Annotated in this window: 20 protein-coding genes; 11 read left to right on the top strand and 9 right to left on the bottom strand. The window is 35.3% G+C overall.

The annotated features are described in order from the left end of the window. The first annotated feature begins 109 nt into the window (after positions 1–109). A complete protein-coding gene (locus DDY94_RS03040; protein ID WP_111682572.1) occupies positions 110–925 on the top strand; it encodes a DUF1853 family protein in 816 nt (271 codons plus the stop codon). Between the two features lie 41 nt (positions 926–966). Here the strand turns inward: DDY94_RS03040 and DDY94_RS03035 are convergent, their stop codons facing one another. Continuing rightward, entirely contained in the window at positions 967–4,116 is a 3,150-nt protein-coding gene (locus tag DDY94_RS03035) for a beta strand repeat-containing protein (RefSeq protein WP_157957227.1), read from the bottom strand. Between the two features lie 283 nt (positions 4,117–4,399). On the opposite strand from DDY94_RS03035, the gene DDY94_RS03030 reads away from it, so the two are divergent. Then, positions 4,400–4,957 (top strand): pseudouridine synthase, encoded by a 558-nt coding sequence (locus DDY94_RS03030; protein WP_394347005.1) that lies wholly within the window; start codon positions 4,400–4,402, stop codon positions 4,955–4,957. Here the strand turns inward: DDY94_RS03030 and DDY94_RS03025 are convergent. Both DDY94_RS03025 and DDY94_RS03020 read right to left on the bottom strand, forming a co-directional pair. Beyond that, positions 4,947–5,684, bottom strand: a complete 738-nt coding sequence (locus tag DDY94_RS03025) for a hypothetical protein (protein ID WP_157957226.1) — start codon at positions 5,682–5,684, stop codon at positions 4,947–4,949. The two genes, DDY94_RS03030 and DDY94_RS03025, sit on opposite strands and share 11 nt — an antisense overlap. Before the next feature lie 98 nt (positions 5,685–5,782). Further along, complete coding sequence (locus DDY94_RS03020; RefSeq protein WP_111682568.1) at positions 5,783–7,291, bottom strand: DEAD/DEAH box helicase; 1,509 nt, start codon at positions 7,289–7,291, stop codon at positions 5,783–5,785. A 137-nt stretch (positions 7,292–7,428) separates the two neighbouring features. On the opposite strand from DDY94_RS03020, the gene DDY94_RS03015 reads away from it, so the two are divergent. Next, positions 7,429–7,995 (top strand): ExbD/TolR family protein, encoded by a 567-nt coding sequence (locus DDY94_RS03015; protein WP_111682567.1) that lies wholly within the window; start codon positions 7,429–7,431, stop codon positions 7,993–7,995. Positions 7,996–8,575: 580 nt separating this feature from the next. Here the strand turns inward: DDY94_RS03015 and DDY94_RS03010 are convergent. Beyond that, positions 8,576–10,576 carry an alpha-ketoacid dehydrogenase subunit alpha/beta gene (locus tag DDY94_RS03010; protein WP_111682566.1) on the bottom strand — a complete coding sequence of 667 codons (2,001 nt, stop codon included), beginning with the start codon at positions 10,574–10,576 and terminating at the stop codon, positions 8,576–8,578. A 146-nt stretch (positions 10,577–10,722) separates the two neighbouring features. Between DDY94_RS03010 and DDY94_RS03005 the strand changes: the two genes are divergently transcribed. The 5 genes from DDY94_RS03005 to DDY94_RS02985 are packed head-to-tail and all read left to right on the top strand — an operon-like array spanning position 10,723 to position 14,691. After that, the gene (locus DDY94_RS03005) at positions 10,723–11,673 is read left to right on the top strand and encodes an isopenicillin N synthase family dioxygenase (protein ID WP_111682565.1); all 951 of its coding nucleotides are present in this window, start codon (positions 10,723–10,725) and stop codon (positions 11,671–11,673) included. Then, on the top strand, positions 11,674–12,006 hold the full coding sequence (locus DDY94_RS03000) for a translation initiation factor (RefSeq protein WP_111682564.1): 333 nt from the start codon (positions 11,674–11,676) through the stop codon (positions 12,004–12,006). Between the two features lie 3 nt (positions 12,007–12,009). Beyond that, positions 12,010–12,951, top strand: a complete 942-nt coding sequence (locus DDY94_RS02995) for a DUF1835 domain-containing protein (RefSeq protein ID WP_111682563.1) — start codon at positions 12,010–12,012, stop codon at positions 12,949–12,951. Further along, positions 12,941–13,813, top strand: a complete 873-nt coding sequence (locus DDY94_RS02990) for a nucleoside phosphorylase (protein ID WP_111682562.1) — start codon at positions 12,941–12,943, stop codon at positions 13,811–13,813. The genes DDY94_RS02995 and DDY94_RS02990 overlap by 11 nt, the downstream gene beginning before the upstream one ends. Positions 13,814–13,836: 23 nt before the next feature. Continuing rightward, positions 13,837–14,691: a substrate-binding domain-containing protein gene (locus DDY94_RS02985; protein WP_111682561.1), complete on the top strand. Its 855-nt coding sequence runs from the start codon at positions 13,837–13,839 to the stop codon at positions 14,689–14,691. Positions 14,692–15,065: 374 nt separating this feature from the next. Here DDY94_RS02985 and DDY94_RS02980 read toward each other — a convergent pair whose 3' ends face one another. Continuing rightward, complete coding sequence (locus DDY94_RS02980; protein ID WP_111682560.1) at positions 15,066–15,737, bottom strand: uracil-DNA glycosylase; 672 nt, start codon at positions 15,735–15,737, stop codon at positions 15,066–15,068. A gap of 103 nt (positions 15,738–15,840) precedes the next feature. Here DDY94_RS02980 and DDY94_RS02975 point away from each other — a divergent pair, with 103 nt between their 5' ends. The 3 genes from DDY94_RS02975 (at position 15,841) to DDY94_RS02965 (ending at position 20,987) form a co-directional block, all read left to right on the top strand. Then, positions 15,841–18,006 (top strand): endonuclease MutS2, encoded by a 2,166-nt coding sequence (locus tag DDY94_RS02975; protein WP_111682559.1) that lies wholly within the window; start codon positions 15,841–15,843, stop codon positions 18,004–18,006. A gap of 60 nt (positions 18,007–18,066) precedes the next feature. Beyond that, complete coding sequence (locus tag DDY94_RS02970) at positions 18,067–18,489, top strand: thiol-disulfide oxidoreductase DCC family protein (RefSeq protein ID WP_111682558.1); 423 nt, start codon at positions 18,067–18,069, stop codon at positions 18,487–18,489. A gap of 350 nt (positions 18,490–18,839) precedes the next feature. Further along, entirely contained in the window at positions 18,840–20,987 is a 2,148-nt protein-coding gene (locus DDY94_RS02965) for a DUF4139 domain-containing protein (protein ID WP_157957225.1), read from the top strand. Positions 20,988–21,257: 270 nt separating this feature from the next. Here the strand turns inward: DDY94_RS02965 and DDY94_RS02960 are convergent, their stop codons facing one another. The 4 genes from DDY94_RS02960 to gshB are packed head-to-tail and all read right to left on the bottom strand — an operon-like array spanning position 21,258 to position 24,643. Continuing rightward, entirely contained in the window at positions 21,258–22,418 is a 1,161-nt protein-coding gene (locus DDY94_RS02960) for a flavohemoglobin expression-modulating QEGLA motif protein (protein ID WP_111682556.1), read from the bottom strand. Next, complete coding sequence (locus tag DDY94_RS02955; RefSeq protein WP_111682555.1) at positions 22,418–23,248, bottom strand: N-formylglutamate amidohydrolase; 831 nt, start codon at positions 23,246–23,248, stop codon at positions 22,418–22,420. The genes DDY94_RS02960 and DDY94_RS02955 overlap by 1 nt, the downstream gene beginning before the upstream one ends. After that, positions 23,248–23,616 carry a hypothetical protein gene (locus tag DDY94_RS02950; RefSeq protein ID WP_111682554.1) on the bottom strand — a complete coding sequence of 123 codons (369 nt, stop codon included), beginning with the start codon at positions 23,614–23,616 and terminating at the stop codon, positions 23,248–23,250. The genes DDY94_RS02955 and DDY94_RS02950 overlap by 1 nt, the downstream gene beginning before the upstream one ends. Beyond that, positions 23,606–24,643, bottom strand: coding sequence for a glutathione synthase (gene gshB / locus DDY94_RS02945; RefSeq protein WP_111682553.1), 1,038 nt, complete (start codon positions 24,641–24,643; stop codon positions 23,606–23,608). Before gshB ends, DDY94_RS02950 begins: the two co-directional genes overlap by 11 nt. Positions 24,644–24,646: the final 3 nt, after the last annotated feature.

The raw sequence follows: 24,646 nt of genomic DNA, 5'->3' as shown, positions 1-24,646 counted from the left end.
ATACCTCCTTGAAATTGTATCCTTAAAGGTACTTTTAGTTTGAAATAAAAAACATGATAATAGTTAGGTTTTCGATATTTTTGAAACGCAATGAAGTAATAAGCAAAACTTGAAAAAGTCTATCGATCACAAAGCACTATTTGAAGGATTTCAAAACACACCTAAGCTGTGGACTACTGATGAACTCTTCAGTTTGAAGCAGTTTCATATTCAGAATACCAACGTTAACTTTATTACTGAACCTAAGTCAAAACCTCTGCGCTTGGGGAAATGGATAGAAGCGTATACCAGCTTCCAATTAAAAAAGCAAACGGGTATTGAAATTATATCAGAAAATACGAAAATTAACCGTGATAAACAAACTATTGGTGAGCTAGATTTCTTATTTCTTAAAGATAGCCAACCTATTCATTTAGAGATTGCTTACAAATTCTATTTATTCGACCATACACAAAATTATAATGATGCAATTACACCGTGGATAGGTCCGAATCGCAACGATAGTTTGTTGTTTAAAATCGAAAAGTTAAGAGATAAACAGTTGCCACTACTCTATCGGAAGGAAACACGAGAGGTGCTTCAAAAGCATTCTTTAAATCCTGATAATTTTCAGCAGTTTGTAAATCTTAAAGCGCAATTATATTTACCGTATCATCAAAAATTAACCGACAATAAGCCTTTAAATACTCAATGTATTTATGGTTGGCATTTGGGATTTGATAACTTGGAAATGCTTCAGGAGCATCTATTCTATATTCCGGAAAAACTAGAATGGCTAAAAGAACCTGTTGATTCTGTTGTGTGGTTAAAATTTGAAGAAGCGCAATCAGCAATTCTTGAATACATTGAAAGAAACCAGTCTCCTTTATGCTGGATTAAAAACACGCATAATGAGATTCAAAAATGCTTTATTACTTGGTGGTAAAAAGCCACACCTAGAATTATCTAGATGCGGCTATCATTATATTAATTGATTATTATTTTTTGTGTTCTTTCTGAATTTGAATCGGATTTCAACTTCACAATATAAGTGCCAGAAGCAATTTTAGCGACATTTATTGGATTATAATTAGTGCTTAGCTCTAAGCCTTTATTCAGAATTAATCGTCCTGTAATGTCGTATAATTCTACCTCTGTTGGCGCCGGTAGATTACCATAGATCACAATACTTTCAGACTTAGAATCTGAATAGATCTTAATCGTATCCAAACCATTGTCGTCAATGGACAGCACTCCAAACTCCAGTGACACATCACCTTGATTAGGATAGTTATATCTAATATTCCAATTAGCTGGTAAAATTGGCTCATCAAAAATATCGATAACGTCATCTGATTCAATAAACGTAATTATATCACCAATTTCTGGTGTGTATGTAATATCTACATCTAATTCACCACCTAAAGTTGTTGTACCAATCAAGGCAATTAGATCGTAGTCAGTACCTTTTAATGTTTTTCCATTTACATCGATTTTAAGCGTAACATTCGAAAAGTCCTCATCGCCATCGAAAACAAGTATTCCTTCGTCACCGTTTGTAAATCCTGGCGAAATGATACCACCATTTAAGAAGGTAATATCGGACTCAACAATACCATCACCTCTCAATAGTGAAAGTATTTGATTAAAAAACTGAGAATTAGAACTATTACTTCTACCAGGATTTGGTGTTGGGCGCTTTTTAAGAACATGTTTATATTTCCCTTTTACCGCAGTTGGATTATCACCTTGTTCAACGGCATTAGTCTGTTGTCCAAATACTGAGGATTCACCTTCATTTCCAAATTGTCCATCTAAAGTGCCTTGTCTAGTCGTTGATACAGAAGGCATAAGTATTTGTGTGTCTGAAGCACCTTCAATTTCTAACAATCCGGTTGCTGAAGTTATAAAATAGCCTAAATGATCAATGCCATAAAGACCTGTAGTATTGGTTGCACTAGGATCTCTACCAATTAAGGTTTGTCCATTGTTATAAAATTCAGAACCCGATTCAGTAATGATTCCTGATTCTGTGGTAAAGTCAATATCCAATAAACCATCCAAACTAATATCAATAAAACCACTAGTTTCTAATCCTACCATAGCACCATTTATATTTACGGTTGCAAAGTCATTAATATTTAAGGTACCACTATTAACGAACGCCGTAGTTCCAGAGTTCGAAATATCTACAACAGCTGTGGTTGTAGCTGTTCCTGTAACACTTATTGTACCCTCATTATCTATTCCTATAGATGACGAATCATTAATGTCTATAGTTCCGCCTAAGTCGAGATTTCCCGAATTAATTATAGAGGTTCCCATCGATGCATTTACAACCAAGGAAGAGGATTCTGGGACAACGACTGAAGCAGTTTCACTAATCTGTAAGCGAGCCACTTCAAAAGATTGACCAGTATCGAGCGTTACAACATGACCATCCTCAACAACAGCAGGTCTGTTTAAATCAGGTACGACGCCATCGGCCCAAGTACTAGGGTCGCTAAAAGCACCAGATTGGATACTGTTGATTGCACCAAATTCTAAGGTAACATCACCGCTCGATGGAAAATTATAAAGGAGTTCCCATTCTAATGGAGGAAGTCCATTTACAGTAGAAAATTCACCGATGACTTCAGAACCAGCTTCAATAATGGTTATATATTCCAAATCTGTTGTTGGGGAAAATGTTATATTCAGATTTAAAACTCCTCCTATGGTGATGGTGTCATCACCAAATGGGTTATTTTCAATTTTATCGTAATCCGTTCCAGCAGCAGAGCTTCCATTAACATCGATATTGATTGTTGCATTACTCAGATCTGCGTTACCGTTAAATCTAATGATACCGTAAGGCTCACCAGGTGTGAAAGCGCCACCACTATTGGTAAAATCGCCTGCATTGATCTGACCAAAGCCATTGATTAATCCGCCAGTGTTGTGAACAAATTGTCCTTCAGGACTACTTACAATATTTGTTGTGGCGAATGGTAGATTTTGTGTAATTATGGTTGATGAATTATCGAAAAAACTTGGTGCTGCAGAGATACTAATTGGTATTGAGACATTATCAATCGTGATCGTTCCTGCATCATGATTAAAAGTCCCTTCCCAGCAGCGAATACCTTGATTTGGTATCTCATCGATACCTTGTGTTGTTATATCTCCTGAATTATTAAATACAGAACCAAAATCATTAGCCCCTGCAAAACCTGCAGCAACTCCAATAGTAGTTACATCTGTTATTTCAATGGTACCGCTCGATAAGTTATTAAAGGTTGCATATTGCCCTTGCACAACAATACCATAAGCACCTACAGACGCTGCAGCTTGTCCATTTAAAAAGATACTTCCTGAGTTGTTAAATTCAGCAGGAAAAGCCATATCCGTACCACTATTATTATATATGCCACGATTGGTAAAACCAAAGATATCTATTATTCCTCCAGAAAGATTATTAAACGTACCTCTTGTATCAATAGCAAATGAACCCGCTGACATCGAATCTAATCCTGAATTAATTGTTCCATTATTGTTAAAAGTGAAATTCTGAAATAACCAAAGCCCATTTCCTGTTAGATTATCCATAGTAATCACACCATCAGTATTATTTTCAAATGTGCCATTTTCACCAAATATACCATGACTAGAACCCGCTGTGATGCCTATTTCGACGGTACCGTCATTAACAAAACTATTTCCGACTGTATTTGACAATGCAATTCCAATAAATGAAAAATTATCAATTTGCAATACGGCTCCGGTTAGGTTATTAAATATACCGGGTTCAACAGGTGAAACTTGACCAATGACTAGCCCTCGGTCTCCAGCACTAGTTGCCGCGCCTATTGTTACCGTTCCTGAATTATTCATTGTTCCAAAAACTCGAACAGGAAAATTTGTAACTGCACTACTTAAAAGATCCACATTCAAGGTTCCTGAAGCGTCAATGGTTAAAGTTGTGCCCGATTCTACCAAGATCGAATTTGCTACTGCCGTTGTTGTCGCAATTACAGGGTTATTCGCAGATGTACTAATTGTTACATCGTCATTGGCGTCTGGGATACCATCACTCCAATTACCTGGCACAAACCAATCTGTACTTACGGCGCCAGTCCAAGTTGTTTGTGCTGACAAGGTTGTAAGCCATAACGAAGTGAGAAAAAGTAAAATTAAAAGGTTGATTCTATTAAAAAAAGGCATAAATAAGTTGCCCTTCAAATGCGTAGTTTTAGAAGTCATTGGCGAGGTACAATGGATTAATTAATAGCTTGTAAATGAAATACTCAAGGTATTTAAAGTATAGAAGTTACAGAAATTCTCCTTTGAGGGAATTTTATTATCGACCATTGACATATAATTGAGACGAATTGCTATTAATTTGTGCAAATAGTATCTTGCCGACCAAGCATAAATAATTTTGAGCAGCTACTATAAATTTTACAAACCCTATGGCTATTTAAGTCAATTCGTTAATAATCAGAATAAAAGGCGAAACAAAAAACTACTCAATGAGTTTTATGATTTCGCTAATGGTATTATGGCTGTTGGACGTTTAGATGAAAAATCTGAAGGTCTATTATTGCTTACAACTGATGGTAAATTCAGTAACTACATAACAAGTTCTAAGGTCGAAAAGGAATACCATGTAATGGTTGATGGCATCATTGATGAAGAATCAATTAGAAGATTATCAGAAGGTGTTACAATTTCGGTTAATGGAAAGTCCCATCAGACAAAAAACTGCAAGGCAGTCTTGTTGACTGATACCACTCATATTTATGATCGGTTTGTACGTGATGAAAAACATGGTCCGACTTCTTGGATCAGTTTAACATTGACTGAAGGAAAATTTAGGCAAGTACGGAAGATGACTGCCAGTGTTGGCTTTCCTACTTTACGATTAGTGCGTGTTAGAATTGGTGATTATAAACTAGAGACTATGCAACCAGGCGATGTGGTTGCCATTAATTATTAGAAGCTTCGTCGTTATCGCTTTCTTTTTCTTCAGGTGTTTTTTCCTTGATCGTCACCTTTTCATTTTGAAAAACGATAATAGCTTTTACACCAGTTAGAAGGTTCCACTCTTTGGAAGAAATCACAGTTCCTTTATCATCATAGACAATAAACTCAGCAGTATTTGGACCGGAGTCTCCTTGATTTAAGGCCTCAATTTCTATTGTATTTTTACCTTGAGTAAGATTAACTTCTACACGTCGGTAAGCACTCTTGAGCAACAAGTTTTCCTTTACAACTAAACCGTTAATGTAAATGCGCACACGATCACCATCTGGGTATTCGTGATCGCGGCAAACGATATTAACAAACTTTGTATCAACGCGGTGCTCACCAAGAAACTGATCTGACATAGTCTGAATTACACCACCTTTTTGAAGATCTTTACTCCATCGCTTTTCATATATTTCAGACGGGCTTTTAAGCCCGTCCTCTTCAATCATTGAAAAAGGCTTTTCAGATTCTTTAATAATGAATTTCTTTTTCTCTTCGTCCTTTCCGCTAGCCTTGTCTTCTTTCTTTTCAAGCTTAGGGGCAACCTTTATTTTCTTTGGTAGTGAATCCTTTTTAGTTTTGGAAGGTTCAGCAGGAATACGAATAGACTTTTTTTCTTTATCAGTCACTTGGGCGTACACAATAGTGCCACCTAACATAAAGATAATGAGTAATATGGACTTAAAGGCTTTCAAGGTCTATTCAATTGTATTTGGTCTTTTTACTTTTTATTGCAAAAATCATACCTACTTCAAAATAAACGCTAAAAAATGGAATTCCTTACAAAAAAACGTTAAAACTTACCGTTAAAACTGATGCGTAACTTGCGGTTATATTCATCAAATAACCAGTCTTTATAGTTTTGAGTACTGTTCATTATGCAATAACAATACTGTTTAATTCTATAGGCAATTTCATCTTGAAGTAATTTTGCCAAGGCCCGCGCATCGTATACATCTTCGCTATTCTCAATGCAAATTTGAGAATGTTGGGCAATCGAACGTTCTATTACCGTGAAAGACTTCTTTCCAGCACCGATGGCTTCTTTGTAGGCAGCTTTTACATCAAACTCTAAAGATTCTGAGTTTTTAAATTTTTCTTTCAGAACATCTGGCATCACATAAACGAAATCGCGCTCTAAATCTTCATCGTCAATAATATTCTCCAAGTACAGATCTGGATACTTAAATATATGTTGCCAATCTACTGGTTGCGACCATGAACCAAATCGCGCCACATTATTTCCAAGATCTATAACCTGAAATGTTGTACGATCTTTAAAAATACGACTACCACGACCGATCATCTGAAAATATAAAGTCAAAGAACGTGTTGCCCTATTCAGAATTATAGACTCCACAGAAGGTTCGTCAAATCCTGTAGTTAAGATACTAACTGAGGTTAATACAGCATCAGGTGTATGTTTAAACCATTTCAAGATGTCTTTTCGTTCTTGTTTACTTGCTGTATTATCTAAATGCTGAACATTATAACCTGCTTTTTTAAATGTGTAATACACTTCTTTTGAAGTATAAATCCCGTTATTGAAAATCAAGGTTTTTTTGCCCTTTGCCAATTCTTCATAAGCCGACAAAAGCTTGGTCTGCATCAGGCTATTGGTGTAAAGTGCTTCGGAAGACTTTACAGTATAATCTCCGTTGATTCCAATTTTTAAAGAGGTTAAGCCAACATCATAATGGTATAATTCTGCACTTGCTAAGAACCCATTACTTATCAAAGTTGAGATATCATCACCCACGATCAATTTATCGTAGTTATCCTTCATGGGTAGTTTAATGTTACTACTCAAAGGTGTTGCTGTTACACCAAGGATAAAACAATGTTCAAAAAATTTGAATAGTTTTCTGAAGGAATTATAATGCGCCTCATCAATAATCACAAGACCAACATTCTTAAGTTCAAAGTCTTTATCTGAAAGACGATTATTTAAGGTTTCAACCATTGCAACAAAGCACTGATAATCATCCTGATCTGGTAAAGTTTTCACTTTACTATTGATCACTTTGTTTTCAACTTTAAAACCAGAAAGTACATTTGAAGTTTGCTTGCACAATTCAATTCTATGCGTAAGAATGACAACTTTCTTCTTGTGCTTTTCTATGTATCTACGAACAATTTCAGAAAAAATAACAGTTTTACCACCACCAGTTGGCAACTGGTATAGCAGATTAAAATCAGCAGATTCCTCGGCCATGACATCAAAGATGCGATACAAATCCTTGATCTGATAATCGTAAAGTCTTTTTTCTGTAACTGTTTCTTTTATAGTGTCTGATGACATAGACTAATTCTGTCGAATGTTAATTTCGCAAAAATAGCATATTGTAAGGGTTTTTCTATTGAATTGTTAATAACCTTTAACAACATTGGTACTGTTCTTGTGACTTAAAAATTATTAACATTTTAAATAATTACATTATGAGATCATTTCAAAGACAACCTGCGACGGTCAACGCAGGTTCCATGGCAGACATTGCCTTTCTACTACTAATTTTCTTTTTAGTGACCACCACAATTTCGGCCGATAAAGGCATACTAAGACAATTACCAAGTGAATGCTTGGACATTAATGAATGTATAGGAACAGTGGCTGAGCGAAATATTCTAAGGATTGAACTGAACCACGAACAAGAAATATTTATCGAAGATAAAGTGGTGCAATTAGAAGATATTGAAAACCTTGTAAAGGCGTTTGTAGATAATAATGGTTTATCCCAATGCGACTATTGTCATGGTGAGGGAAAATCTGATTCGTCAGATCACCCAAAGGAAGCTGTTATTTCATTAAGTCATGATGCCTTAACCAAATACCATTTGTTTATTTCGGTTCAGGATGAAATTACCAAGGCATTTTATGATCTGAGAGAAGCATATATAAGGGTGAAATTTAATAAATCACCTAATGAGATCACAGATTCAGAATTTAAAAAAGTAAAAAGCGCTTATCCATTTACCGTATCTGAAGTAATGGTAAAACGCGACTAAACTTTTAGTATTCCTGAGATAGTTCCACATTGAGCATCACCTTTTCTTGCCCCTATTCTACAGATTGAATAGTTAAAATTTGTTAAATCATTACTATGTTATGCAAAGTACTGTAACATTTTTCTTTTTTAGCCGTCTATAAAGTGTAATCAATTAAAAAACGAAAAACATCATGAGAACTTTAAACAACAATCAATTAACGAATACGAGTGAAAACACAAAGAGTTTTGCTTGGAACAGTAAAAGACGTTACAGATCATAATCGTAGCGCTAAATCAAAAATCATCAATCATCAATCAAAAACAAACAATTATGAGAACTTTAAACAACAATCAAATTTCGAGCACAGGTACAGACACAAAGAGCTTTACTTGGAACAGTAAAAGACGTTACAGATAGTTACTAACGTTATTCATCAATCAAAAAATCAATAAATCATGAGAGCATTATCAAAAATCGTCAATACATCGCACAGTCTCGATGATGACTTACAAACAATTAAATTATGAATTGGATTAATCGCCCAATTAGGTTGAATTGAAAAGACCAATACTAAAAGTTGTATTGGTCTTTTTAGTTTTTAATAGTTGATCAATTTAAGCAGTTCCTCCTTAAACTTGCCTTTTGCCAAATACTGATCCTCTAGCTGAGCAGCAAATGGTATGGGTGTTTCAAGACTAGCCACACGCTTTACCGGTGCGTCTAAATATTCGAAACATTCTTCCATGATCAAAGCTGAAATATCACTAGCAATACCTCCAAATAAAGAGTCTTCTTGAAGTATAATTGCCTTACCTGTTTTCTTTACTGAACTCAAAATTGCTTCTTTATCTAAAGGTTGCAAGGTTCTAAGGTCTATAAGGTCTGCAGATATATCACCGTTGTTTTCGAGTGTATCTAAAGCCCAATGTACACCGGCCCCATAACTAATGATCGTAACATCATTACCTTCTTTTAATACCGAAGCTTGTCCGAATGGTAAAGTGTAATATTCTGTAGGAACCTCTTGTCGAATGCTTCTATATAGCGCCTTATGTTCAAAGAACAACACTGGATTGGGATCATTGATGGCTGTTGCTAGTAATCCTTTAGCATCGTAAGGGAATGCTGGGTAGACTACTTTCAAACCAGGTGTTTTTGTAAACCAAGCTTCATTAGTTTGTGAATGAAATGGTCCGGCTGCAACTCCTGCTCCACAAGGCATTCTGACAACAACATCGGCTTGTTGCGCCCATCGATAATATGATTTGGCCAAATAATTTACAATTGGGTTAAATCCGGAGGTAACAAAATCAGAGAATTGCATTTCTACTACAGCTTTCAATCCTGCAATAGACAATCCCATTCCGGTCTCGACGATCGCTGATTCACAAATTGGCGTATTGCGGACGCGATCTTTTCCAAACTGCTTCACAAAGCCCTCGGTAATTTTAAATACACCACCATATTCGGCAATATCCTGACCCATAATTACGAGATCGTCATGAGCCTCCATCGATTGCCTCAATCCTTCTGAAATGGCGTCAATCAAGCGTAGTTCATTTGTCTTTTTATTAGGCTTAACTTCCTTGTATTCAAATGGTTTAAATACATCATTTAATTCTTCGGTTAAATTAGGAGTTATTGGTTCCTCGGCATATGCAGATTCTAAGGCTTTGTCTATATCTGCCTTAATTTCATCAACATATTTATTATCTATTTCTGCCGATAATATCTTTTTGCTAAATAAATAACTACGATAATTCTCAATGGGATCTTTGGCCTCCCATTCTTTCATTAATTGTTCCGGAACATACTTTGTTCCACTTGCCTCTTCGTGTCCACGACGTCTAAAAGTTTTGAACTCAATAAGTATTGGTCTCGGACGTTTTCGAACACTTTCAGCAAGGGTTTTCACTTTAGAGTAGGTCTCGATGACATTATTACCATCAAAAATAAATGATTCGATGCCATAACCTTTACCTCGATCTGCCAAATGCTTGCAATGATATTGCTCGTTTGTTGGTGTTGATAATCCGTAACCATTATTTTCGATACAGAAAATCACCGGAAGTTGCCATACTGAAGCAACGTTTAAAGCTTCATGAAAATCGCCTTCACTTGTTCCACCTTCACCAGTAAACACAGCTGTTACCTGTCCGTTTTTTTTTAATAAATTTGCCAGAGCAATACCATCGGCAACGCCGAGTTGCGGACCGAGATGGGAGATCATTCCGACAATATTGTAGTCTTGAGTACCAAAATGAAATGATCGGTCTCTTCCTTTTGTAAAACCACTCGCCTTACCTTGCCACTGACAAAATAAGCGATGTAAAGGAATTTCGCGCGTAGTAAAAACACCCAGATTACGATGCATCGGCAAAATATATTCGCTAGGTTTCAAGGCCATTGTAACGCCTACAGAAATTGCTTCTTGTCCTATGCCAGAAAACCATTTTGAGATCTTCCCCTGACGCAATAAGATCAGCATTTTTTCCTCTATTAATCGAGGACGAAGCATGTTGTAATAGAGCTTTAAAAGGGTTTTATCGCTCAAATTACGTTTGTCGTAATCAATATTACTTTTGGTTATGGTAGGCATAAGTTCGAATTGTGTAATGCATCAAATGTAATTAAAAAGCATTAAAATTGTTAAAATGAAGATGAAAATGTCGTGATTCCAAAATCATATTTTTAGAGCATTTTCGTTAGATTTGTATATTGACTAAAATTTAAAGCATACTTCTCATGGATAGAATACCAAGTGTCGATTTAAAGGATTTCTTATCTGAAGACCCTAAACGAAAACAGAAATTTATAGATGAAATTGGAAAAGCATATCAAGATATAGGCTTTGTTGCGCTAAAAGGCCATTTTTTAGAGGATGATTTAGTGGATAGATTATATGGTGAGGTGAGAAACTTTTTCAATCTTCCGTTAGAGGTTAAAGAAAGTTATGAGATTCCAGGAATTGGCGGCCAGCGCGGATATGTTTCCTTCGGAAAAGAAAGTGCTAAAGGTAAAAAAGAAGGCGATTTAAAAGAGTTTTGGCATTTCGGGCAGTATGTTGAAGATGACGAAGAGCGAAGAAAAGAATATCCTGAAAACGTTGAAGTGAAAGAACTTCCAGAATTTAATGAGGTAGGAAAGGAAGCCTATGCCATGCTTGAAAAAACTGCCAAGTATGTTCTACGAGCACTTGCCTTACATTTAGATCTTGAAGAGACCTATTTTGATGGTTATATACACAACGGAAACTCCATCTTAAGACCAATTCATTATCCACCAATAACTCAAGAACCAAAGAATGCTGTACGTGCAGCAGCCCATGGAGATATTAATTTAATAACTCTTCTTATGGGAGCTCAAGGTCGTGGTTTACAAGTGCAACGCCATGATGGAGAATGGTTAGATGCCATTGCAGAACCCGATGAATTAATGATCAACGTAGGTGATATGTTATCTAGACATACCAACAACAAACTTAAATCAACTATTCACCGTGTTGTTAACCCGCCACGCGAACTTTGGGGAACGTCGCGCTACTCTATCCCATTTTTTATGCATCCTATAAGTGAAATGAAATTAGATGTATTAGATAGTTGTATAGATAAAGACAACCCAAAGCAATTTGATGATATTACTGCTGGTGATTTCTTAAATGAGCGACTTGTTGAACTCGGATTGATCAAGAAATAAATGGATTTACAAGATCAGCTTAAGAAACAATTTCCAGATCATGTTGAAGAACAATCTGCAGATAATCCTGTTCATACACCTTCTGATATTTGGCTTCAAGATGAGCCAATTCTCTGTAAATATGAAAAGCGAAAAGGAAAACCTATAACCATAATTGAGGGTTATAACGGTGCTGCAGAAGATTTTAAAAAACTAACTAAACAATTAAAAACCAAGCTCAGTGTTGGCGGTAGTTTTAAAGATGATAAAATTATCATTCAAGGAGACTATCGCGATAAGATCATGATCATACTGAAAGAAAAAGGTTTTAATGTAAAACGTGTTGGAGGTTAATTTATGACAAAGCAAATTCTACATATTACCAATGGTAATTCACTAACTGAATATTTAAGAGAACTCGATTTTAAAGACGATATTTTAACATGGCAAGAAATGCTATGCGAAGGACCAACAATTCCGGCTATTGCTTCGGACGAATTTTTCAAAATAAGAAGTCAGTTTCTCAAAGATCATTATGATATTGAAGTTGATAACGAAGAACTTCAGGCGGAGCTTTCAAAATTAGACAAGGTCGACAAGTATGATGAAATTCATCTTTGGTTTGAATACGATCTTTTTTGTCATATCAACCTATTGGGTGTCATTAATTTACTTCACCAAAAAGAAATAAATAAGCCTTTATACCTCATTTGCAGCGGCCGTGTTGAAGGTGAAAAGAATCTTAAGGGACTCGGAGAATTATCGCCAGAACAACTCTTAGACCATTATAATAATCGTGTTTTACTGACGCACGAGGACAAGGAACTAGCCATTGCTTTATGGCGAACTTATTGCGGTAAAGACCACAACATATTAAAACCATATATTATTACGGTCTCTAGCTTTAAATACATGAGCAACTGTTTGAAAGCTCATTTAAAACGTTTCCCTCATCAAAAAAGTGGGTTAAGTGTTCTTGAAGATAATATCCTTAGAATTGTAAGAGACAATGAAATAAAATCGAGACATCATCTCTTAGGCTATAGTTTGAATTATCAAGGATACTATGGTTTTGGTGATACTCAGCACCGACGACTCATAGACAAATTAAGTATCTTTTTTGACGAAGATGAATCAAGTCTTAAACTGAATAGAAAAGGCCACGAAGCCTTAGTTAGAACTCATAATTTTGCGACAGAACTAAATAATAACATGATCTACGGTGGTGTTGAACGCTTAGGTTTTCAGTTTAGTGTTGAGCAAAATAAACTTGTAAAAACTATACTGCATGTCAATTAAAAGTTCTGAGCTTATTTTAAATCCAGATGGCAGTGTTTATCATCTTAATTTAAAGCCTGAAAACATTTCGGACACCATCATATTCGTGGGTGACCAGGATCGGGTAGAAAAGATTACCAAACATTTTGAAAGTATTGAATTCAGCACTCAAAAAAGAGAATTCAAAACACAAACAGGCTATTATAAAGACCGAAGAATTACCGTTATTTCAACGGGTATTGGACCAGATAATATTGATATTGTTCTCAATGAACTCGACGCATTAGTTAATATCGATCTTAAAACGCGTCAACCAAAAACAGAACTCACTAGTCTTAATATTATTAGAATTGGTACTTCAGGATCGCTTCAATCTGATATTCCTGTTGATGCCTTTTTAATGAGTACACATGGACTTGATGTTAATGGGATGCTTCACTTCTATCAAATTGACGGCATCAGTAATCCCGAAATCGAAGACGCCTTTATTCAGCACACCAATTGGGATAAAAATAAGGCACGACCTATCATTATAAATAACAGTCAGTATCTTCAAAAGTATTTTGAAAGCGACAAGATCTATCAAGGTATGACCGGAACAGCTGGTGGGTTTTACGGTCCACAAGGTCGCGTACTGCGTTTACCTTTACACGATGCCAATTTGAATTCTAAACTCGATAACTTTAATTACAAGGAGTTCAGAATTACAAACTTCGAGATGGAGACTTCTGTGATCTACGGACTCTCGAAACTCTTAGGACATGAAGCCCTTTCACTTAATGCCATTATTGCAAATAGGGCAACCGGAGACTTTAGTAAAGATCCAAAAAAAACTGTTGAAAAATTAATCTTATACGCCTTAGAGCGTATCGTTAATATTTAATCTATCATAATAGTTCTAATCATATGAAGAAAGTAAATATTGGCGGTGTTCCTGAGCATTTTAATTTGGCCTGGTATCTTACCCTAAAAAATGGAGAATATAAAGCTGAAGGGATTAATTTAAGATGGCACGACTACTTTGGAGGTACTGGTGCTATGTGCAAAGGACTTAGATCTGGTGATATCGATATTGCGGTTATTTTAACTGAAGGTATTATAAAAGACATCATTGCAGGAAATCCTTCAAGAATAGTTCAAACCTTTGTTAAAACACCTTTAATTTGGGGTATACATGTTGCTGATAAGTCGAAGTATCAAACTATAGACGACATTAAAGGAACAAAGGCGGCCATTAGTCGTTTTGGCTCTGGCTCTCATCTCATGGCCTATCTAAACGCAAAACAAAACAATTGGAATTTAGATACCGATCTTCAATTTGAAGTCATTCAAAATTTAAATGGTGCTGTAGAAGGTTTAACAAATGGCGTGGCCGATTATTTTATGTGGGAAAAATTTACCACTAAACCACTTGTAGATGACGGTACATTTAGACGCATAGGTGATTGTCCTTCACCCTGGCCATGTTTTGTTATTGCTGTAAGAAATGAGTTTATTGAGAATAATGAAGATGATTTAAGAACCATATTAGATATTATAAATCAAACGACATCTGAGTTTAAATCAATACCAAGTATCGACCGCACAATTGCCAATCGTTATGAACAAGAATTAGAAGATGTACAAGAATGGCTTTCTATTACTGAATGGTCTCAGGATTTAATTGATGAAGAAACGATCAATAATGTTCAAGATCAACTTTTTCATTTAGACATTATACCTGAAAAAGTCAATTATTCAGAGCTTATACATAAGCTTTAAACTCCAAAAATGCCTAATTAACCACAGTTTCTACCGTTTTATCAGAAAAATATTCAGTTTTTTACTTTTTATCAGAAGTCGCTGAAACACCAGTAAATATCGACAAAGAGCGTTAAAAAATGTTAAAGTAATTTAGGTAATTTCTCACAAGAGCTGTTCATAACTTTCAGTATTTCAAATTTTTAGTTACATTTGTTTAACCAAATTGGTGCTATTAACACTAGAAAAGACTTGTATGATTCTAACAATTACTCTGATTCTATCTTTCTTAGTTGCAGTTAATTTCCTACTATTAATCTTTAGTTGCAACAAAACTTCTAAGAAAACAGAAAGCACAAAACCGCGCATTATTCGCACAGATAAACCTACTCCTACTATAGTTTCCAATCAATTACCGGCAGGCCAGCTTGCTGCAACAGGTAGTTAGTTTTACTGAAGTGTTTATTGCCAAACCAATACCCTCGGTTAGCACTGAGCGGTGAAGGATGTCCAGATTCTAACACAGAATTTAAATTTGTATCTATCAAACGCTTTTTCTTTTTAGCAAAGCCACCCCAAAGTAAGTAGACGACGTTATTACGTTTCTCACTGATCAGTTTAATCACAGCATTCGTAAATTCTTCCCAGCCTTTGTTTTGATGACTACCAGCTTGATGCGCTCTAACAGTTAATGTAGCATTTAGTAAGAGGACACCTTGTTCTGCCCACGGCATTAAATTCCCTGATTGAGGATATGGTATATTGAGATCTTGTTCGATTTCCTTGAAGATGTTTATAAGTGATGGTGGATGGGCAATACCATCATTTACCGAGAAGCACAATCCATTAGCTTGGCCGATACCATGATAAGGATCTTGCCCAATAATAACCACCTTAACATCCTCGAATGTACAATGATTAAATGCATTAAATATATCAGAACCTTTCGGAAAGCATTTATGTTCCTGATATTCAGACTTTACAAAGTCGACAAGACTCTTGAAATAAGGTTTTTCAAATTCAGCTTGTAAGTGAGGTTTCCAACTCGGATGAATGTCTACATTCATAAAAAAACGTTTGTTCAAAAATAAGCATTAGCATCCTAATAGTCGATGTTAGGCTTATCACAACATTTACCCTAAATTTGCAATTCAAAAATTAAACCTTGGCATGATCAAAATTCATGAAAAAACCTTAAACGACCTCGAGTTCTTTACGGTTTTGGAACATATAGCAGAGCATACCATCACGGCTTTAGGAAAAGCGGCTGTATTGGCTGTACGCCCTATTGAGGTCGAAGCTCAGCTATTACGTGAATTAGATTATGTCAATGAATATCTGTCTTCATTTGATAATGATAATCGAATTCCGAATCACGGCTTCGAAACCATTTCAAAAGAATTGAAGCTTTTAGAAATTGAAAATACCTTTCTCGAAATTTCAAGTTTACAAAAACTCGTAAGCATTTCCTTAACGGCGAATTCGATTGTGAAATTTTTAGCGAAATTCAAAGAATATTACCCAAAACTACATCAATACAGTCAGCATATTGAGGTTACAACTAGTATCATCGAACAGGTTGATGCGGTTATTGATCGTTTTGGGGATATAAAAGATGATGCCTCGCCTCAATTACTTGAGCTACGACGAGAAATTCAAAAATTGAAAGGGAAAATAAATAGTAGTTTTTCTTCAGCTTTAAATCGTTATCACGGTCTTGATTATCTTGATGATATTAGAGAATCTGTAGTTGAGAACAGACGTGTTTTGGCTGTAAAGGCGATGTATCGCCGTAAAGTAAGAGGTGCCATTATGGGCGGTAGCAAAACAGGAAGTATTGTTTATATAGAGCCCGAAACGACTTTGCAATATTCACGGGAGCTTAACAATTTACAATATGAAGAAAAGGAAGAAGTCATAAAAATCCTTAAAGAATTAACGGATTACATTCGACTCTTTCTACCCTTATTACATGACTACCAAGCATTTTTAACAAAAGTTGATGTTATATCAGCAAAGGCAAAATTTGCTCGAAATATCAATGCGATCTTACCAGAAATAACAAGTGATAGGCAATTATATTTGCGAGAAGCTTATCATCCTCTACTCTACATAACCAATAAAGAAAAAGGTGAAAAGACGTTTCCTCAAACTATAGAGTTAAGTAGTGATAATCGTATTATTGTGATCTCTGGTCCTAATGCCGGTGGAAAGAGTATCACTCTTAAAACCGTAGGATTGTTGCAAGTTATGCTTCAAAGTGCCATGCTCATTCCAGTTCACGAGCGCAGCGCTGTTTGTTTATTCGAAAGAGTACTTAGTGATATCGGAGATAACCAGTCGATTGAAAATCATCTAAGCACCTATAGCTATCGCCTAAAACAGATGAATTATTTCTTGAAGAAGGTAAACAACAAAACCCTTTTCCTCATTGATGAATTTGGCACAGGTAGTGATCCTGAACTTGGAGGCGCATTAGCTGAAACTTTTCTAGAAGTATTTTATGATAAAAAAGCCTTCGGAATTATAACAACTCACTACTCTAATCTTAAGTTATTGGCTAACGAATTGCCACATATGGAAAATGCAAATATGCTTTTCAATGAAAAGAGTTTAGAGCCGATGTATAAACTGGTAACAGGTCAGGCAGGAAGTTCTTTCACGTTTGAAGTAGCGCAGAAAAATGGAATCCCATATAGTCTTATTAATAAGTCTAAGAAAAAGATCGAACGTGGTAAAGTTCGATTTGATGCCACCATTGCTAAACTTCAGAAAGAACGAAGTAAGTTAGAACGTACTGAGCGCTCTCTAAAAGCCAATGAAAAAAAGAAGCAATCTGAAGCCGAGAAACTCGAAGAGACGAATGCTAAAATTCAAAAGAAATTAGAAAGCTTTCAAGAACTTTACGATAGTAATCAACGCCTCATTTACCTCGGACAAAAGGTAAACGATCTTGCTGAAAAATACTTTGACAATAAGCGGAAACGCGAACTTATGGCCGAATTATTCCGCTTGGTTCAAATCGAGAATGCCAAACGAAAGAAAATATCAGCCAAACAGAAACGCGCTCAGAAAGCTCAAGAAAAACAGATCAAGCAAGAGGCTGATAAAAAGGTTGAAGTCATCCGCAAAAAGAAAAAGGCTGCAAAAGCTAAGGAAGTAGTTGTTGCCCCTCCGAAACCAGTATTAAAAATTGGCGATCGCGTTAGAATGCACGATGGTAGAGCCGTAGGTAGTATTGATGTTATTGAAAAAGGAAAGGCTACTGTAAATTACGGAATGTTTACTACCAACATAAATCTAGACCTCCTTGAGTTGGTGGAAGCTAAAAAATAGTCTGTCCTAAGGGCTTGTTAATAGTTTTATCAGAATTTTTCTAAGCCTTATCTTTGCAGTATGTTAGACCAGATCCCAAACGACAAGCAGCTTATTTTATTTGATGGTGTTTGCAACCTTTGTAATAGCAGTGTTCTCTACGTTATAAAACGCGATAGTAAAAACAAGTTTTTATTTGCGCCCTTACAAAGTGATATCGGACATGAGATTATTAATGCATTTAATATAGATACCGAAGAAACAGATTCTATAATTCTTTTTGATCCCAAAGAACGTAGAATTTATCAGAAGTCTTCAGCGGCGTTACGCGTGGCAAAATGGTTGAATTTTCCAACAAATTTAGCGGTAGTGTTTTTTATTATCCCAACATTTATAAGAAATTGGGTGTACGATTTTGTGGCTAGAAACCGCTACAAATGGTATGGCAAAAAAGAAAGCTGTATGATTCCTACTCCAGAATTAAAACCAAAATTTATTGCATAAAAAAGCCTGTTAGTAACTATTCTAACAGGCTTTCTTAAATTAACAACTTACTTAAAACTAATTTAATCTTAACAAAATCCATATTCTTATTGAGGGAATAACGAATATGGTTAATAGCACATTTTGTTACTTCAAAAATAAAACAAGGACGAAGTTCAAATTAAAAAAACTCGATATAAGTCCATATTAATTGTTTTAAATGTTAAAAATGCAAATTATATCTATGAGGTGTATCTTCTGTTATACTAACTAGAAATTAGACTTCACTAAAATTCATTAACCACTCACTCAGTTAAACTTTCTAAGCTTGACAATAGAAAATAATTTTGGGAAAACTAAATATGCTAAATATGAAAATTTTATTTCAATTATTAATTCTATGCTTTATAGCCATTGCAAATTGCCAAACCTCAAGTACTATAACTGAAGTCACCGTATATCTTGATGGTGCTGAAATAACTCGAAATGCTTCAATAAATATCAATAAAGGTACTACCGAATTGGTTCTTGATAAATTATCACCCTTTATTGAAGAAAGTAGTATTCAAATTTCAGGTTTGAAGGATGCTTCGATTTTATCAATTAACTATGGTATTAATTATTTATCGAAACAGAGAGAGTCGGATTCAATTATAACCTTGCAAAATGAAATTAAATCAATAGACGATGACATTCAGACACAAATGCATCTCATTTCAGGGTATAATGAAGAAATTAGCCTTATTCAAACTAATAAACGTCTCGGTAACGAAACTCAGGTAGTAACCTTAGAGCAACTTCAAAAATTTGCAACCTATTATAGAGTACGAATAACGCAGTTGAGAACCGATACACGAACTGCAAATAAAACCATCAAAAACCTTGAATTGAAAAAAGAAGAAATAATTAATCAACTTAATGAGTTTAATGTAGATGAAAAAGATCAAACAGGAGAGATAAAAATAAAATTAAATACTGACCAATCACAAAAACTTGAGCTTAAAATAACTTACAGTATTAAAAATGCGGGTTGGTTTCCAATATATGATCTAAAGGCTGACAAAATAAATAAACCTCTCAGTCTTCAATATAAAGCACATGTTTACCAGAATTCTGGTTGTGACTGGAATAATCTAAAACTAATTTTATCCACTAGCGATCCAAATACCAATAATGAAAAGCCAATCGTAAATCCAAAGTACCTCAATTTTATAAATCGATACAGCAATTATCAATCACAAAGGGCTACAAAAACCTATAGTTATAAATATAATCCATTGGTGAAAACGGTATCAGGAGTTGTAACAATGTCATCTGACGGTTTACCATTGCCTGGTGCAAACGTCATAGAAAAAGGAACATCAAATGGTGTACAAACAGACTTTGACGGCCGTTATACCATAAAAACGACAACTGGAAACGAACTAGAATACTCATATGTCGGCATGCAAACTGAGGTTTTACCAATTCATTCTAGTATAATGAATGTCAGTTTAAATGAAGACTCTTCTGCACTCCAAGAAGTTGTTGTAGTTGGATACAACTCCTCATCTAGAAGAGCAAACTCAAACAAACCAAATTCTGAATTTATTCAATCCTTATCAGGTCAAGTTGCAGGTCTTAATGCGAATACTTACTCAGGACAACCTGGCGGAAATTCATTGGTCCAACTGCGTGGTGTGGCATCAATAAATGGAAATGCTGAACCGTTATATATTATTGACGGTTCGCCTGTTAGTGATAATGATCTAAGATATTTAGACGAAAGCAAAATAGCTTCAGTCGAAGTTTTAAATGATGCCAGTGCGACAGCCATTTATGGTAATCGCGGCAACAACGGGGTTATTGTTATAAAAACTAAAAATAAATCAGAAGAGAGAAAAAATAATTTTGGAATTGTTGTTGAAACGGGAATTACTAATACCCGATTTGAAATAGATAAAAACTACTCTATTCCATCAAATGGCGATATCACCGTAATTGAAATAGACGAGTTTATTGTTCCTGCCGTTTATGATTATTTTACGGCGCCAATTCTTAATGAAAATGTATTTTTAACAGCCAAAATAGGTAACTGGGAACAGTATAATCTTTTACCAGCAGAGGCGAATATTTATTTTGAAGGTAGCTATGCAGGTAAAACAAATATTAATCCTGGCGCCACTACTGATAGCCTAACAATTTCACTTGGTGTTGATCCTAATATCGTTGTAAAACGTAAACAACGTAACAACTATAAGAAAACTACATTTATTGGAAACAACAAAGTAGTTTATAAAGCCTATGATATTGAGGTTAGAAACAATAAAACCTCTTTAATTCAATTAACTGTCTTAGATAGAATCCCTATTACTCAAAACAGAGCCATTAAATTAGATGATATAGATACAGGCAATTCAAATTATGATCGTGAAAAGGGTATTTTGAAATGGTCCTTAAGACTAAATTCTGGTGAAACTAAAAAGCTTGAACATTCGTTTTCCATAAAATACCCCAAGACGAAAAAAATTAATCTTTAACTCATTCAAAAAGACGCTTTACTCACAAAAAAACCTATTTCACTCGAAATAGGTTTTTTTAATTGTTAATACTACCTAATTTTAGCTAAGAGCTTATTTTTTTGTTAATGGTTTTTAAGCTTGGTAATTCAATAAGCCTCAAAGCAAAATAATGTTAATCCGACCCTGGCTTCCGTTAGTTGGGAATGAGTCGGATTCCATACAGGAAGAAGTCTAGCCCCTTTATGGTATCAAATGATAGTGATAGATCTATGTTTAGCTTTGAGGTTTTTACTTTAAACTACTCAAAATAAAATCTAAGTTAGGATTCGTGTTATTATTTTCAAGATAGGAGTCGGTCATGTATTTAGGTCGAACAGCCAAACCTAGCTCAATAAGTTTCTCCATAGTAGGTATATATTCGTAACTTACTTTTCCGGTCAATAAAATCCCAAGGTCCTTTTCAGCTTTCGCATATTTGTAAATATTCCGAATGCCTTTCAAATACAAATGATCCTTAGTAAAACCACCTCCACGATGTACACGGAGCGTTATTGCGAACGCCTTATCTCTATTCAATTTATGCTGATTATGCAACAGATGAAACGTGTCAGAGAAATTATATCCTTTATTTAAACTGTCAACAGCAATGACTCTAAACGCTAGTTCTTTTAAACGTTCAATGGTAAGACAACCACTCATAAATTCTGAATAAACTGCTAAGCCTTCCTGCGTTTCTACATTATTGGGTAATCCGTTTGAAAAGACCTTCAAAGGCTGTTCTAACCCATTGAATGTGGTAACCATATGAACACCAATCTCATGGTTTGTTAATACCTTCAGTTGATTCAAACTGTATTTATGGCTTTTCCTTAATACCAATGTTTGGGTATTATTAAGAACCATAGCAGCAGCTGAAAGATTGTTGGAGATCTTTATATTATAGTTAAATTCATAGCGTTTTGAAAACTCTGAAAAATACTCTTTTGCTTCAGTGGCATTGTACATAGGAAGCATTTCTTCATCAAATTCTGAATCGTCAAAACGAAGAATAAACTTGGCATTTTCGATATCCTTTTCTGTTGGCGTTCCAAAACTCTTCAAACTATTGAAATAGAATTTCCGGCCATAACCAATGGTTTCGATACATTCTATCAATCCTGAATATTCATAGATTATATCCTCGTACAACTGACGTATATCATCATCTTCAATGCGCTCTAATCGTTGCGAAAAAAACAATCGATGAAGTTTGTAGCCGTTAAATCGCATTTTAGGATACTTAAACTCAGGCTCGTAATTGTATTTAGATGAAAAGAATTTCTTCTTTTCGGCTGCAATATTCTGTGGATTGATATAATTGAGAAGTTCAATATTCTTAACTAATCGATTCAGGTTTGCATCGATATCAAAAAGATTCTGAAATTCTTCTGTTGTTCTTATTTGTGCCATTAGTCTCTAAACCTCGTGTAAAATTCTTCAGCATGCTTTGGCAATAGTGTAAGTAATTGCTGTTCAACAGCAGTAACTACTTCAGGATAAATAATTTGCTTGTATTCATCGCAATACACCTTAGCAATTTCGGTCGCCAAAACTAAGGTATTTTGAAAATTTCTGGTAATATATTTAAGAAAATATCCGTTTCCCTGAAAGGTATCATTGATCTTCGCTGTTCGCTTAATATCGTCAGGTAATTCTATACTTGCCAGCATTTGTCTCCAAGATTCTACTTGTGCCCCAAAACGATCATTATCGATATTTGAAGTTCCTAAATTCCAAGTAGGCACTTCCCTATCCCATCGTTTCCAGTTATAACTGTGCATGTCATAAACGATACAGACATTGAATTTTGACTCTAATTTTGCGATTAATGCATGAACAACCTTATAAAAATTTGTGTGCTTCTGAAGACTCAATTGCTTTTCTGATTCTGGCAAAGGTTGTTTCCATAATTGTTTGCCCCAAGCTGTTTCGAAAACGGCTTCTTCAGGCGTTCTATTGAGATCATATTCAAAGCGAGAATCACAGCCTGAGATAAGAATTGGATGCGATTTCACCATGTTTTTGGTTTCCGGGTCTTCTTCATACCAACGGTCGTAAGCCGAATGCAGACAGTTTTCCCAAAGGTCTTGCCTAAATTGATGACCATCATGCACTGCCCCACAAGCATAGGGCACATAATCGTCTATTTTTAGTGTGAATGAATAATCTTCAGCTACTGCATGAAAGGTGTCTTCATTTTCAATTTTTGAAATAATAGTCTCTATTGAAAGTCGTTGCATTATAATGATTTAAATAAGCGTTCTAAAGATTTCAGCATGTTACGCTCGTTGATATTAAATTCACCGTCTGAAAAGAATAAGGTCTTAATATCGGCAAGCAATAGCGACACATCGTCCTTATCGTAATTATGCTGCCGTAAACTGGTCAATATTTTCTGAATACCTTGGTAGTCATTATCTCCATCAAATTCGTCATGAATATCCTGAAAGGTATTCATATCTACTTTTGAAATGATCACATCACGTTCGCGGTTGTCTTCTTTAAAATCTGAATGAGCAGCAAACAAAAGAATGTAGGCTACAAGCTCATCTCTAGTCCAGTCCATTGTTTTCATATAATGTGGAACAAATAAAAGGTTAAGCTTCATCTACAGCTTTGCGAAGACGTGTACGTCTATCGAACGCCTGAAGTTGATCTAAGACTTTACTTTCTAAGAAATCTATAACCTTCTCCTCTACCTTATGTTTATTCTTGTAAACCTTATTGATATAAGTAATTCCGCCAGGAGACATTACATTTACTTCTACAAGCTTTCCGCCAATAACGTCTATACCTACAAAGTAAAGACCATCTTTTACTAATTTCGGGCCTATTTGTTTACACAGTGCCTTTTCAGCTTTAGTCAATGAGTGTTTTTGAACACTTCCGCCAGCAGAGACATTTGAACGATGATCATCTGAACCAGGAACGCGTTTCATGGCACCAACAGGTTCGCCATTTAATAACAGGATTCTCACATCGCCTTGATCTGCACCTTCTATATAATCCTGAAGAATCACGTAGTTGGATGTGCCGTCGGAATTAGTGATGTAAAAATCGAGCAAAGAATTAATATTGCTCATGGCAGACTTTTCAATCAGAATTACGCCAGAACCACCAAAACCATTCAGTGGTTTAATAATCATCTTGTCGCACTTTGATTCTTTGATCTGTTCAATCAAATACTTTTTATTCTTCGAAACATGCGTATTAGGAATGATGTTACTGTGCGCATCACCGAAAGCTGCGGTGTACAATTTATTATTTGCCTCGCGCATGCCTTGTAAAGAATTCACGATAAAAACATCATCCTTCACAGAATCTAGAAAATTAAGCATCAAAGGATCTAAAGGTGGATTCGCTCTAAAAAAGATGGCATCAAATCCTGCTAATGGTAACATTTCTTCTCTTAATTTCGCCTTATTATAAAACGATTTTAAAGTTGAAGGTACCTTATCCATTCTACCTATTACGGTACAAAAGGCGTTGGTAACACTATCTCTGATTGTTAAATTTGAAGGTGTGCACATCGCGACACCATGACCACGTTTTACACATTCTTTAATTAAAGCTAAACTGGTATCGTTTTCAGGGTCGATCTTTTCCCAAGGATACATGATAAAGCAAATATTCATCTC

Origin of the sequence: Winogradskyella tangerina (genome assembly GCF_003260205.1) — a bacterium.
In the GTDB taxonomy this organism is placed as follows: Bacteria; Bacteroidota; Bacteroidia; order Flavobacteriales; family Flavobacteriaceae; genus Winogradskyella; species Winogradskyella tangerina.
Note: the sequence above shows the minus strand (reverse complement) of the source record. Positions and strands in the feature narration are given on the sequence as shown.

What these genes read in the sequence shown, in the direction of transcription:
- DDY94_RS03020 (WP_111682568.1), bottom strand. Translation starts at nt 7,291, where the DNA reads ATGTCATCAGACACTATAAAAGAAACAGTTACAGAAAAAAGACTTTAC.
- DDY94_RS03015 (WP_111682567.1), top strand. Translation starts at nt 7,429, where the DNA reads ATGAGATCATTTCAAAGACAACCTGCGACGGTCAACGCAGGTTCCATG.
- DDY94_RS03010 (WP_111682566.1), bottom strand. Translation starts at nt 10,576, where the DNA reads ATGCCTACCATAACCAAAAGTAATATTGATTACGACAAACGTAATTTG.
- DDY94_RS03005 (WP_111682565.1), top strand. Translation starts at nt 10,723, where the DNA reads ATGGATAGAATACCAAGTGTCGATTTAAAGGATTTCTTATCTGAAGAC.
- DDY94_RS03000 (WP_111682564.1), top strand. Translation starts at nt 11,674, where the DNA reads ATGGATTTACAAGATCAGCTTAAGAAACAATTTCCAGATCATGTTGAA.
- DDY94_RS02995 (WP_111682563.1), top strand. Translation starts at nt 12,010, where the DNA reads ATGACAAAGCAAATTCTACATATTACCAATGGTAATTCACTAACTGAA.
- DDY94_RS02990 (WP_111682562.1), top strand. Translation starts at nt 12,941, where the DNA reads ATGTCAATTAAAAGTTCTGAGCTTATTTTAAATCCAGATGGCAGTGTT.
- DDY94_RS02985 (WP_111682561.1), top strand. Translation starts at nt 13,837, where the DNA reads ATGAAGAAAGTAAATATTGGCGGTGTTCCTGAGCATTTTAATTTGGCC.
- DDY94_RS02980 (WP_111682560.1), bottom strand. Translation starts at nt 15,737, where the DNA reads ATGAATGTAGACATTCATCCGAGTTGGAAACCTCACTTACAAGCTGAA.
- DDY94_RS02975 (WP_111682559.1), top strand. Translation starts at nt 15,841, where the DNA reads ATGATCAAAATTCATGAAAAAACCTTAAACGACCTCGAGTTCTTTACG.
- DDY94_RS02970 (WP_111682558.1), top strand. Translation starts at nt 18,067, where the DNA reads ATGTTAGACCAGATCCCAAACGACAAGCAGCTTATTTTATTTGATGGT.
- DDY94_RS02965 (WP_157957225.1), top strand. Translation starts at nt 18,840, where the DNA reads ATGAAAATTTTATTTCAATTATTAATTCTATGCTTTATAGCCATTGCA.
- DDY94_RS02960 (WP_111682556.1), bottom strand. Translation starts at nt 22,418, where the DNA reads ATGGCACAAATAAGAACAACAGAAGAATTTCAGAATCTTTTTGATATC.
- DDY94_RS02955 (WP_111682555.1), bottom strand. Translation starts at nt 23,248, where the DNA reads ATGCAACGACTTTCAATAGAGACTATTATTTCAAAAATTGAAAATGAA.
- DDY94_RS02950 (WP_111682554.1), bottom strand. Translation starts at nt 23,616, where the DNA reads ATGAAGCTTAACCTTTTATTTGTTCCACATTATATGAAAACAATGGAC.
- gshB (WP_111682553.1), bottom strand. Translation starts at nt 24,643, where the DNA reads ATGAATATTTGCTTTATCATGTATCCTTGGGAAAAGATCGACCCTGAA.